The 12,784-nt window shown below is 31.7% G+C and carries 14 protein-coding genes and 1 pseudogene; 10 read left to right on the forward strand and 5 right to left on the reverse strand.

The window, feature by feature from the left end:
- The 5 genes and pseudogenes from ACH2BG_RS12165 to xrtF form a co-directional block, all read right to left on the reverse strand.
- Positions 1-184, reverse strand: a pseudogene (locus ACH2BG_RS12165) (metal transporter); the annotation flags it as partial.
- Between the two features lie 56 nt (positions 185-240).
- Positions 241-2,247, reverse strand: a complete 2,007-nt coding sequence (locus ACH2BG_RS12170; protein WP_395047962.1) for a TonB-dependent receptor plug domain-containing protein — start codon at positions 2,245-2,247, stop codon at positions 241-243.
- A gap of 51 nt (positions 2,248-2,298) precedes the next feature.
- Entirely contained in the window at positions 2,299-2,700 is a 402-nt protein-coding gene (locus ACH2BG_RS12175; RefSeq protein WP_395047963.1) for a hypothetical protein, read from the reverse strand.
- A gap of 53 nt (positions 2,701-2,753) precedes the next feature.
- Positions 2,754-3,194, reverse strand: coding sequence for an exosortase F system-associated protein (locus ACH2BG_RS12180; protein WP_395047964.1), 441 nt, complete (start codon positions 3,192-3,194; stop codon positions 2,754-2,756).
- Entirely contained in the window at positions 3,172-3,711 is a 540-nt protein-coding gene (gene xrtF, locus ACH2BG_RS12185) for an exosortase family protein XrtF (RefSeq protein WP_395047965.1), read from the reverse strand. Before xrtF ends, ACH2BG_RS12180 begins: the two co-directional genes overlap by 23 nt.
- Positions 3,712-3,782: 71 nt before the next feature.
- Between xrtF and ACH2BG_RS12190 the strand changes: the two genes are divergently transcribed.
- The 10 genes from ACH2BG_RS12190 to ACH2BG_RS12235 form a co-directional block, all read left to right on the forward strand.
- Positions 3,783-4,238, forward strand: coding sequence for a GAF domain-containing protein (locus tag ACH2BG_RS12190; RefSeq protein WP_395047966.1), 456 nt, complete (start codon positions 3,783-3,785; stop codon positions 4,236-4,238).
- A gap of 137 nt (positions 4,239-4,375) precedes the next feature.
- On the forward strand, positions 4,376-4,666 hold the full coding sequence (locus ACH2BG_RS12195; protein ID WP_395047975.1) for a TIGR03643 family protein: 291 nt from the start codon (positions 4,376-4,378) through the stop codon (positions 4,664-4,666).
- Positions 4,667-4,670: 4 nt separating this feature from the next.
- A complete protein-coding gene (locus ACH2BG_RS12200; protein ID WP_395047967.1) occupies positions 4,671-5,069 on the forward strand; it encodes a DUF2452 domain-containing protein in 399 nt (132 codons plus the stop codon).
- 50 nt (positions 5,070-5,119) lie between these two features.
- Complete coding sequence (locus ACH2BG_RS12205; RefSeq protein WP_395047968.1) at positions 5,120-5,758, forward strand: flavin reductase family protein; 639 nt, start codon at positions 5,120-5,122, stop codon at positions 5,756-5,758.
- A gap of 2 nt (positions 5,759-5,760) precedes the next feature.
- Complete coding sequence (locus ACH2BG_RS12210) at positions 5,761-7,269, forward strand: deoxyribodipyrimidine photo-lyase/cryptochrome family protein (RefSeq protein WP_395047969.1); 1,509 nt, start codon at positions 5,761-5,763, stop codon at positions 7,267-7,269.
- On the forward strand, positions 7,235-7,372 hold the full coding sequence (locus ACH2BG_RS12215; RefSeq protein WP_395047970.1) for a DUF2256 domain-containing protein: 138 nt from the start codon (positions 7,235-7,237) through the stop codon (positions 7,370-7,372). Before ACH2BG_RS12210 ends, ACH2BG_RS12215 begins: the two co-directional genes overlap by 35 nt.
- A gap of 85 nt (positions 7,373-7,457) precedes the next feature.
- Positions 7,458-8,747 carry a DASH family cryptochrome gene (locus ACH2BG_RS12220; protein ID WP_395047971.1) on the forward strand — a complete coding sequence of 430 codons (1,290 nt, stop codon included), beginning with the start codon at positions 7,458-7,460 and terminating at the stop codon, positions 8,745-8,747.
- A 16-nt stretch (positions 8,748-8,763) separates the two neighbouring features.
- Entirely contained in the window at positions 8,764-10,191 is a 1,428-nt protein-coding gene (locus ACH2BG_RS12225; protein WP_395047972.1) for an SDR family oxidoreductase, read from the forward strand.
- A gap of 97 nt (positions 10,192-10,288) precedes the next feature.
- A complete protein-coding gene (gene rpsO / locus ACH2BG_RS12230; RefSeq protein WP_395047973.1) occupies positions 10,289-10,555 on the forward strand; it encodes a 30S ribosomal protein S15 in 267 nt (88 codons plus the stop codon).
- Positions 10,556-10,784: 229 nt separating this feature from the next.
- The coding region (locus tag ACH2BG_RS12235; RefSeq protein WP_395047974.1) for a polyribonucleotide nucleotidyltransferase at positions 10,785-12,784 on the forward strand (2,000 nt) is incomplete at its 3' end.

Raw genomic sequence — 12,784 nt, forward strand, 5'->3', positions numbered from 1 at the left:
TACTCCAAGTTGCCGATTTTACTCCCAAAACGCCTAAAGCTGCTTTTTGAATTCGTTTCTGACATTGTTCGCAATTGCCATTTACCCCGATAGCATATTTGGCATTTTTGTTCTTTTTAGTTTCTTGTGCATTCATAGAAAATCCAAGAAAAGAAACCATTAGTATTATAATTATATTCTTCATTTTTACATTTTTTTTTAATTGTTATTGAGATTCATTTTTAACATTGTTATTGAAACCTATTTAATCTTAAATCGCAAACCTGCATAATACATTTGTCCAAAAATTGGAGCATATACAATACTACTGTCAAAACTTGTTCCAAAAGGATTATCTGTTCCTAAAATGGCTTTTTCCTGTTTGTAATTACCCATATTTTCGCCACCAATATACATTTCGAATGTTGAAGAAAAAGTTCTTGTAATTTGCGCATTCATTAACGAATAAGATTTAGAAAAATCAGACAATCTATCTTCGATAGGATTTGTTGTCGTGTTTGGCAATTGTTGTTTTCCAATCCAATTGAAAGTGTAATCAAATCTCCATTGTTGCCCTTTTTCTTTGATATGTGTTTCAAATTCTAGATTTCCAAAAAAGCGTTGTTGTGCTTGCAATGGTCGTTGAAAATTACCTGAATTGTAATCGGTTTTATTGTCATAAAATTTATATGATGTTCTCAAATTTAGATGTTTTATAATTTCTAAATTAAATTCGAATTGCAAACTATTGGCAAACGATTTTCCTTTCAAATTATAAAAATCAACTTGTTGCGCGCTTTGAAATAAATCGACCACGACTTGATTCTGAAAATCGGTTCTATAAAAATCGACAGAAACATCAGCACTTTTTGTAAAAATCTTAAATTTCTGCAAAAAACCAGCACCATAATTCCAAGCTATTTCAGGATTCAATCCATAAATTTTGCCATTAGTATCTAAAACATTAAAACTTCTAGAACTTCCGAAAAGTTGTTGGTTTTCGGCAAAAATATTAGCAGAACGTTTTCCTCTCCCAGCAGAAAATCGCAAAACACCACCTTCCCAAGGATTGTATCTGGCATGAAGTCTTGGCGTTGCAAAAAACCCGAGTCGGTTCTGATAATCTAATCTTCCACCTAAAATAATACTAAAATTATCGGTATTATCATACGTATATTCGAAAAAAGCACCGAGTGAATTGTCTTTTCGACTGTAATCAGTAATATTTACAAACTCCTTATATTCATCGGAAGTGAAATTTAATCCTGTCGAAAATTTATTCAACGTATTGCTAATTATCGAATTGAAAATCAAGTTCGAATAAAAGCTGTTTTGCTTGATATCATATTGTTTCAAACCAAAATACGATTCTTGATTATGCGAATTATAAGCATTCTGAAAACCGATGCTTTGGTATGGCATTTCTGGCCAAACGTATCCAATTTTTGAAGAAAAATCGAAACGTTGGGTGTTTATTTCCGAACCCCAAGAATTCATCGTTAATTTATCTGTATTTGGATTAAAATTAACTTGACCAGTTTGTTTTTCGTCATTCATATACCTAAAATTCAAAAAACTAACCCACCCTTTTTCGGCATTCGTATATTGCCAACGATTCAGAATATTTATCTGATTTCCCAACGGATTGTCCAAAAAACCATCATTATTCATGTCGTTTTTAGACAATCGATTATTCCCATGAACAAATAAACTAGTTGCCCATTTGTCTGACAACTTCTTATTCAAATGCGCATTTATTTCCATTCTAGAATCAGAAGAACCATATATATTCAAGAAAAACGGAATGTCTTTTATGGGTTTTAGTAATTCGGTATTTATTTGTCCTGATATACTTTCGTACCCATTTATTACGCTTCCCGCACCTTTCGTTATCTGAATACTTTCTACCCAAGTTCCAGGCGTAAATGACAATCCGTAAGCTTGTGAAGCACCGCGAACAGAAGGAATATTTTCTTCAGAAATTAATAAATACGGACTTGTAAGTCCAAGCATTTTTATTTGTTTGGTTCCTGTTAAAGCGTCGGAAAAATTAACATCGATTGATGGATTTGTTTCGAAACTTTCGGCGAGATTACAACACGCTGCCTTAAGCAATTCTTGGCCAGACAAAACCGTTGTATTAGTTGTTTTGAGTAATGATTTTTGAAGTTTTTTTCGTCCTGCTTCTATTTTTACGATTTGCAAAGTGTCTTGTGCAAAAGCAGAAAACGAAAATAAAACAACAAAAAACAAAATTGTATTTTTCATTGTAAATTATTTAATGTTTAAATTCGATGAGTTCGAGTTAAAACATTAAAATTAGGTGTAGAAAATGAGTTGACAATTCCGTATAAAAATTGGCGGTGAATTTGCATTGCAAGTATAAGAAGATACTTTACAGTTTTTTAAAATAGTTTTTTTACTAAAAACAATAGGCTTCCAATCTTGGAATATAAAAGGAGCATGAATTTGAAAGCCAACTATTTTTACAACTGAATTATCTGATTTTTTATCAAATTTAATAACTTTATCATTACAACAATTTGATTTTTTTTCGGCAATTCCGCAGCAATCATCTTCTGAATTTTTATTAAAAAACGGATTGTCTAAAGAAACCGAAGCGATTTCATCTCCACAATAATGCACGTTAAAAGCCAACCCAACATTGGAAACCAATAATAGCGTAGCTAGTAAAATACTGATGTGCTTTGTAATTTTCACTTTGCAAAGTTAAGTAATTAATTGAAGGACAAAAGCCAATGATTTGTTATTTTTTATTTCGATTTTTTCTGAAAATAAAATGCTGGAATAAAAAGTAATATAAAAATAGGCTGAATAATAAATCGTCTGATGTAAAAAAGTGTCGTTCTATGACTTTCGTCAAAAAAATTTAAAATAAAATAAAATAAAATTATTAATACTAGAAAAAACAAAACATATAAAATTGATAAAAATTTAATCAAATTCAAATCTTTAAAAATAACATTCAAAATAACTAACGAAATTATTGTATTGATAAAATATCTTAAAACCAAACTTGAAAAAAGATTAAAAGGTTCCGTTTCAGGATAAATCGAAGTATTTTCTTCTTTAAAATAATTCAGAAATGGGTCGTAAAACAAATCGTTTTCGAAAGCACGAATTAACACCAATAACCCAACTAGAAAAATGAGTTGAATGATTTTAAGTTTATTATTTAGTAGTTTTTGTAGCATATTTCGAAAATTTATTGACCCAAATTACCCACAAAATAAATACTGCTCCGTAAATTATTAAAGGAAAAATCACACCATGCAAAATATGTTCTTGCGCTGGATAATAATACATTAAAACACTTAAAACTACGATTCGCACTATATTTAGAATATAAATAAACAAACTTCCGCCCAAAACAAAAAGTAGCGTTTGTTTTAGTTTTCCTGAAAAAGCAATCACAAATGAAATAAATAAAATAATGACACTAATTGCATTACAACCTTCAATAATTCTGGCAGTTACTTTACCTCTGTATATTATATTGTAATGCATATAATCTTTGATTGTAGTAATTTTTACACCAAAAAAATTAGCTGTATTTTCGGTTAATCTTGCAACATTTTCGGTTATTGCATCAATAGAATCACCAACAGTATTTAAATAAAATTGATATATAACCGTCAGCATCAAATACGCCAAGAAAAACTTCCCTAGAAAAAGTAAAAATGGTTGGTATTGAATAAAATATTTTTTCAAATTGAAATTTTTAACAAATTTATATAAAAATTAGAACCAGCTTTAAATACTTTTGTATAAAATTAAAAATTATGACTTTCGAAGCGTTAAGACCAAAAGTAACTGAAATTACAATAAACACATCACTTTCTAGAGATGAAAAATTACTCAAGATTTGTGAATTGTTAGAAGCAAATATAACTTATTATACTTGGGTTGGTTTTTATTTTGCCAATCACGAAACAAAAACGTTACATCTTGGTCCTTATGTTGGCGCACCAACGGATCATACTGTAATCCCATTTGGGAAAGGAATTTGCGGGCAAGTGGCGGTTTCTAACGAGAACTTTGTCGTGCCAGATGTTTCTGCCCAGGACAATTATATTGCTTGTAGCTTTACTGTAAAATCTGAAATTGTAGTTCCGTTGTTTGTTGACGGAAAAAATATTGGACAAATAGATATCGATTCTAATGTTTTAGATCCGTTTACCAATGCTGACGAAATATTTTTAGAATTTGTAAATGAACAAGTAGCTTCACTTTTTTAAGAAAACTATCTATTATTTTCAAAATCCGTTGCTTAAATTTAAGTAACGGATTTTTTTTATTCCTAATACTTAATGGAATTCTGAATTAAATTATTTAATTTTGTTTAACTTTATTTAATTTTAATTAAACAAAAATGATGCCCATTTCACAAAAAACAGAATTAGACGACATTGCTATTGACAGAATTATCGAAATGGCCTGGGAAGATCGTACGCCATTTGATGCCATAAAATTTCAATTCGGATTAGCCGAAGCCAACGTAAAAGCTTTGATGAAAAAAGAACTAAAATTTTCTAGTTATAAACTTTGGCGAAAGCGTGTTGAAAATTGCAAAACCAAGCATCTTGCAAAACGTGTTGACGGCATAGACCGTTTCAAATGCAAACTACAAAGAGCGATATCTAATAACAAAATATCAAAGCGATAAAAAAATGAAAAATAAAATACCCGATAATATAGTTTTTTCTAAAGAAAAGGGATACAACGCTAATATTTTACCTTATGCAACAACTGTTGGGGCGCCAATAATTAAAACCGATGATGTTGTGGCTTGGAAAAACAGAGGCATACATACTGTGAACAAAGAGTTTGAAAACAAGTTTAACGAACTTAAGTTGCAATATCAACAATTAATGGAAGAATACGAATGGAATGATATGGTATATAATGCTAAATTTTCATTTGAACCCGTTATTGGCGAAATTTATCATTTGTATACTGGTCATGACGGAATTAACTTTCTATCATTAATTTCTCCGCAAGAATGGAACAAGGAGCATATTGCTACTTTCAAACTAAATAGCGATAAAAAGTGGTTAATTTTTAAATAAAAAAGATGTCTTGTTTTAATATTTACCTGTTTTCTAATATAAAAATTATAATGCAAAAACACATTTCTTTTTCAGAAATAATGAACATGGAGAAACAAGAACGTGTTCATTTTATTAACAGTTTAGGTGGATTTAAAAGTGTTTCGTTGCTAGCAACTGTGAATAATTATGGACAAACTAATTTGGCTATTTTTAGTTCCATTTTTCATATTGGTTCCAATCCTCCATTAATTGCTGTAATTTTTCGTCCAAATCCGCCAGAACGTGATACGTTAAGAAATATATTAGAAACTGGTTTTTATACCATCAATCATATTAACGAAAATATATATAAACAAGCACATCAAACTTCGGCTCGCTATGATGCTGATATTTCCGAATTTGATGTGTCCAATTTGACATCAGAATATAAAAACAATTTTAAAGCGCCTTTTGTTAAAGAAAGTAACATACAACTTGGTGTTGAATTTAAAGAAAAAATAGAGATTACTATCAATAACACTATCATGATTATTGGCGAAATTAAAGAAGTCTATTTTCCAGAAAATTGCCAATCCGAAGATGGTTTTTTAGATATTGAAAAAGCAAATACTATAACTTGCTCTGGGTTGGATAGCTATCACAAAACCATTAGATTAGATCGTTTAAGTTATGCAAAACCTAATAAAGAACCCACATCAATTCTTTAAAATTGAATAAAAAAACTATAAATATTGTTTGGTTTAAAAGAGACTTACGTTTTACAGATAACGAAGCACTATTCCATGCGCATCAATCTGGATTGCCTTTATTATTAATTTATTGTTTTGAACCATCGGTTATGAATTATGACGATTCCGATGTGCGTCATTGGCGGTTTATTTATGAATCCATTCAAGAATTACAAGGCAAATTAAATTCATCCAATAACAACATCTATTTTTTTCATAATGAAGCGGAATTTGTATTTTCTGCAATCATTAAAAATTTTGAAGTAAAAACTATTTTTTCGCATCAAGAAATTGGCAACAAAATCACTTTTGATAGAGATATTAGTATACAAGCACTTTTTCAAAAAAATAATATTTTTTGGAAAGAGTTTCAAATGCACGGTGTGATAAGAAAATTAAAATCTAGGGACAATTGGGACAAACGTTGGGAAGATGTAATGCGAGCAACTCCAAAAATCATAAAAGAAGCGGATTTAAATTTGATACAATTAAATGATGGTTTATACGATGAAATTAAAGGTGAAGCTTTATCAGAAGAAATTACAACACCCAACAAAAGTTTTCAACAAGGTGGCGAAAATTTAGCCTGGCGTTATTTAAACAGTTTTGTAAAAGAACGTTATGTCAATTATAGCAAGCATATTTCGAAACCCGCATTGAGTAGAAAAGGTTGCAGCCGATTATCACCTTACTTAACTTACGGAAACATTAGTATGCGAGCCGTTTACCAATACACCAATCAGTTTTACGAAGGTTCTAAAAACAAACGAGCCATTCTAAATTTTGTTTCGCGTTTGCATTGGCATTGTCATTTTATGCAAAAATTTGAAGACGAATGTACTATGGAATTTGAAAACGTAAACAAAGCATACAATGCATTAATAAAACCCAAAAACGAAACCTATATAAAAGCATGGCAAGAAGGCAAAACTGGTGTTCCAATTGTGGATGCTTGTATTCGATGTTTAGTCGCAACGGGTTATATCAATTTTAGAATGCGCGCTATGGTTGTTTCCTTTTTTACCTTTAATTTATGGCAAGATTGGCGAGAACTGCAATTTTTAGCCCGACAATTTTTAGATTACGAACCAGGAATCCATTATCCGCAAATTCAGATGCAATCGGGAACAACTGGAATCAATACAATCCGAATTTACAATCCAATAAAAAACTCAGAAGAACATGATTCGGAAGGGGTTTTTATAAAACAATGGTTACCTGAATTAGCCAAAATTCCAATTCATTTGCTCCACGAGCCTTGGAAAATGAACAAAATGGAACAACAGTTTTATAATTGTGAAATTGGTAATAATTATCCAGAGCCAATAGTAAATATTGAAGAAACCAGAAAATATGCTAGTGATATCGTTTGGAGTTTTCGAAAAAAAGATGAAGTAAAACAAGAAGGTAAACGAATTTTAGACAAACACGTAAACAATCCTACTAAACCTAAAAATGCGAGGAGTAAAAAAACAAAACCTACCCAATAAAAAATGTTTGGTTTGCCAAAAACCTTTCACTTGGCGCAAAAAATGGGAAAAGGTTTGGGATAAAGTGAAATATTGTAGTGACAAATGTAGAATGAATAAGTAACGAAATTCTAGCCAAAGATTAAAAATATTTTTACAGATTATTTTTAATTAAAATTAAAAAATCATTTAAATCCGAAGTAAAAAACATGAAAACGGCAATAGTTTGGTTTAAAACCGATTTACGATTATCCGATAACGAAACACTTATCAAAGCCATTTTGCAAAGCGAACAAATAATTCCTGTATATTGTTTTGACGATTCACATTTTGAAAATACCAAATATGGCTTCAAGAAAACGGGTAGTTTTAGAACACAATTTCTATTAGAATCGTTACAAGATTTAGATAATAATTTACGAGCGATTGGTTCTGGATTACTAATTATAAAGGGGAAACCAGAAGTTGAAATTCCAAAAATTGTACAAAAATATAAAGCCCGTAAAGTTTTTGCCAAAAGAGAAGTTTCATTTGAAGAAAAACAAACCGAAAAACGAGTTCAAGATGAATTATTTAAATTGCGTTGTGAACTAGAGACTTTCAGTACTAGTACTTTATATCATGCTGAAGACTTACCTTTTTCTATCAAAAACATTCCAGATATTTTTACCAATTTTAGAAAAAAAACCGAACAAGATGCTACAATTAGAGCAGTTTTCAAGAAACCCGAAAATATAAATTCTCCATCAATCCCATCTCTAAATTTGCCAACTTTAAAAACATTAGATTTAGAATTTTCCGCAATCGATTCTCGTGCTGCCATTAAATTCAAAGGTGGAGAAACCGAGGCAATGAATAGATTAAATCATTATTTTTTTGAAACAAATAACCTATCTATTTATAAAGAAACTCGCAACGGAATGATTGGAGCAGATTATTCATCTAAATTTTCTGCTTGGTTGTCTTTAGGCTGCATTTCTCCTAGATTTATTTACAATAAAATTAAAAAATATGAATTGCAATTTGGTGCAAACGAATCAACATATTGGTTGGTTTTCGAATTGCTTTGGCGCGATTTCTTTCGATTTATGTTCAAAAAATACCAAACTAAATTTTTCTTGTATTCTGGTATAAAAACCGAAAAAATAAATTCAAAATCATTAAATGAAAAATTGCTTTCTCAATGGATTAACGGAACAACAAAATCCGATTTTATAAATGCTAATATGCTCGAATTAAAGCAGACTGGTTTTATGAGCAATCGCGGACGACAAAATGTAGCGAGCTTTTTTTGCAATGAATTGAATATGGATTGGCGTATCGGAGCTTCTTATTTCGAAGAGCAGTTAACAGATTATGATGTTTGTAGTAATTGGGGGAACTGGGCCTATTTAGCGGGAGTTGGTAATGATCATCGAGGACATCGCTATTTTAATATAGAAAAGCAAGCCAGTGATTATGACAAAAATAAAGAGTTTAGAAAATTATGGTTGGAATAAATAAAACTTTTAAACAATGAGAATCCTACTAACAGGAGCAAACGGTTATGTTGGAAAACGTTTGTTACCCGAATTATTGAAGCAAGGTCATGAAGTAGTTTGTTGTGTTCGCGATAAAACTCGATTGGGACTAGATGCAATTATTATAAATAGAGTTAGCATTTGGGAAGTAGATTTTCTAGATGATGTAGATTTTAAAAAATGCCCAGAAGGAATTGATATTAGTTATTTTTTAATTCATTCCATGTCGAGCTCAATCGGTTCATTTGATAAAATGGAAGCTATTGCTGCGCAAAATTTTAACAAATATTCCAATCACATCAACATTAAACAAGTGATATATTTGAGCGGAATTGTTAATGACCCTAACCTTTCCAAGCACATGCTCTCTAGAAATAATGTAGAAAAAATATTAAACTCAGGTCTGCCAAAACTTACCGTACTTAAAGCCGGAATAATTGTAGGCTCTGGAAGTTCCTCCTTTGAAATAATAAGAGATTTATGCGAAAAGCTACCTTTAATGATAACACCAAAATGGGTTTTAACCAAAACACAACCCATAGCCATTCGAGATGTAATTCAATATTTAATTGGAGTTCAAAATAAACAAGAATGTTTTAATGAATCATTTGACATTGGTGGTCCTAATATTATTACCTACAAGCAAATGATGCAATTATATGCCAAAACTCGAGGAATTAAACTAGCTATTTGGACAATTCCTGTTATGACACCTAAGCTTTCTTCGTATTGGCTTTATTTTGTAACTTCAACATCATACAAGTTAGCTATGAATTTAGTTGATAGTATGAAGGTTGAAGTGATTTGTAGCGACAATAGATTACAAAAAATACTTAATATAAAAACTATCTCTTATGTTGATGCTATAAAATTAGCATTTGAAAAAATAGAACAAAACTTGGTAATTTCGAGTTGGAAAGATAGTTTGTCTAGTAGTGAATTCAAAAACAATTTTTCCAACTATATACAAGTACCCAATTTTGGTTGTTTAAAAGACAGTAAAAAAATTAAAATTACTGATTCAGAGCAAGTACTGGAAAACATATGGTCAATTGGAGGAGATAAAGGTTGGTACTATGGGAATTGGATGTGGAAATTAAGAGGATTTATAGACAAACTTTTCGGAGGAGTTGGGTTACGTCGCGGCAGAACAAGTCCAACTCATTTAGATAACGGTGATTCATTAGATTTTTGGCGTGTTTTATTAGCTGATAAAGGAGAAAAAAGGTTACTTCTATTTGCCGAAATGCGAGTTCCTGGTGAAGCCTGGCTAGAATTTCGAATTGATGAAAATAATATTTTACACCAAATCGCAACCTTTAGACCAATAGGGATTCTAGGTCGAATGTATTGGTATAGTATGATTCCTTTTCATTTTTTCATTTTTGATGGAATGATTAAGAATATTGCTAACTCTAAATAGTAAACAAAAATATTGGTACTTCAAAAATAAAGTGTACTTTTGCACTCGAATCCGAGAAACGGAATTCATACATAAAAATCATTAAACAAATATTGGAATGTATTTAACTAAAGAGATTAAAGAAGAAATCTTCGCTAAACACGGAGAAAAAACAAACACAGGTAAATCAGAAGCGCAAATTGCTTTATTCACCTTTAGAATTAGCCACTTAACTGAGCACTTGAAAAAAAATCGTCACGATTATAACACTGAACGTTCATTAGTACTTTTAGTAGGTAAAAGAAGATCTTTACTAGACTACTTAAAGAAAACGGAGATTAACAGATACCGTGAGATTATCAAAGAATTGGGTATTAGAAAATAATCAATAGTAAAGAGGTGCGAAAGTGCCTCTTTTTGTTTTTAATAAAAAGGCAATAGGCATTAAGCCAATAGCCAAAATAAAAAGAAGTATTATACTTCGGACTAATGCCTTTTGCCTCGTTGCTTTTGGCAGTTTTTAGAAAAAAGTTAGTTTTTCATTGGGTTTTAGGCAATAACTACGCAACAACAACACAACTAGAACCCATGTTAAACTTAAAAAAGGAAAATTTATGATTCCACAATTATTTGTAGAAAGTATCGATTTAGGTGATGGAAGAAACATCACAATCGAGACAGGTCGTCTGGCTAAACAAGCTGACGGATCTGTAGTAGTTAGAATTGGAAAATGTATGTTGCTTGCAACAGTAGTTTCCGCAAGAAAAGCAAGTCCAGTAGATTTCTTACCACTTACGGTAGATTATCGCGAAAAATTTGCAGCAGCAGGACGTTTTCCTGGAGGCTTCTTCAAAAGAGAAGCGCGTCCAAGCGACAATGAAGTGCTAACAATGAGATTGGTTGACCGTGTTTTGCGTCCGCTTTTCCCGAGTGATTATCACGCTGAAACACAAGTGATGATTCAATTAATGTCACATGATGACGATATTATGCCAGATGCATTAGCAGGATTAGCAGCTTCGGCAGCTTTAGCTTTGTCTGACATTCCATTCGCTACATTAATTTCAGAAGCTAGAGTAGGAAGAATCGATGGAAAATTCATCATTAATCCTTCTCGTGCACAATTAGAATTATCTGATATTGATATGATGATTGGAGCTTCAACAGATTCTATCGCAATGGTAGAAGGAGAAATGAAAGAAATTTCGGAAGCAGAAATGGTTGAAGCCATTAAATTTGCTCACGGACATATCAAAGTACAAATTGCAGCGCAAGAAAGATTACAAGCAGCATTTGGGAAAAAAGAAGTTCGTACTTACGAATTAGAAAGAGAAGATGAAGCTATTTACGCTAAAGTAAAAGCTGCAGCTTACGACAAAATATATGCTATTGCAAAAGTTGGATCTTCTAAACAAGAGAGAACAGCTGCATTTGCTGAAGTTAAAGAAGAAGTTAAAGCTTTATTTACAGAAGAAGAATTAGCAGAAAATGGTGATTTAGTAGGAAAATATTTCTACAAAACCAACAAAGAAGCAGTTCGTAATGTAACTTTAGATTTAGGAACTCGTCTAGACGGAAGAAAAACCAACCAAATCAGACCAATATGGTGCGAGGTTGATTATTTACCATCAGTTCACGGTTCTGCTTTATTTACAAGAGGTGAAACTCAAGCATTAGCAACAGCAACTTTAGGAACTTCTAGAGAAGCAAACCAAATAGATTCACCATCTGAACAAGGAGAAGAAAAATTCTATTTGCATTATAATTTCCCACCATTTTCAACAGGAGAAGCAAAACCTTTGAGAGGAACTTCAAGAAGAGAAGTTGGTCACGGAAACTTAGCGCAAAGAGCATTAAAAAATATGATTCCTGCAGACTGTCCTTATACAATTCGTATCGTTTCTGAAGTATTAGAATCTAACGGTTCATCTTCTATGGCAACAGTTTGTGCTGGAACATTATCATTAATGGATGCTGGTATTCAAATGATTCGTCCAGTTTCTGGAATTGCAATGGGATTGATTACTGATGGTGATCGTTTCGCAGTTTTATCTGATATTCTTGGTGATGAAGATCACTTAGGTGATATGGATTTCAAGGTAACTGGAACTTCAGAAGGAATTACAGCTTGTCAAATGGATATTAAAATTGACGGATTGAAGTATGAAATCATGGAAGCGGCTTTAGCACAAGCTAGAGATGGGCGTTTACATATTCTTAATATTCTTACTGAAACTCTTGCAACACCAAAAGCTGATGTTAAAACATATGCTCCAAAAATTATCATGAGAACTATTCCTGGTAACTTTATTGGTGCGTTAATTGGACCTGGAGGAAAAGTGATTCAAGAATTACAAAAAGCTACTGGAACAACTATCGTGATTAACGAAGTTGACGAAATGGGTGTTGTTGAAATTCTAGGTACAGATCCTGCTGGAATTGAAGCAGTATTGGCTAAAATTGAGTCAATTACTTTCAAACCCCAAATGGGAGAAGCTTATGAAGTGAAAGTAATTAAAATGCTAGATTTTGGCGCAGTTGTAGAATACACTTCTGTTCCTGGAAACGAAGTTTTATTACACGTATCTGAATTAGCTTGGGAACGCACAGAAAA

Source organism: Flavobacterium sp. (assembly GCF_043779715.1).
Taxonomy (GTDB): Bacteria; Bacteroidota; Bacteroidia; order Flavobacteriales; family Flavobacteriaceae; genus Flavobacterium.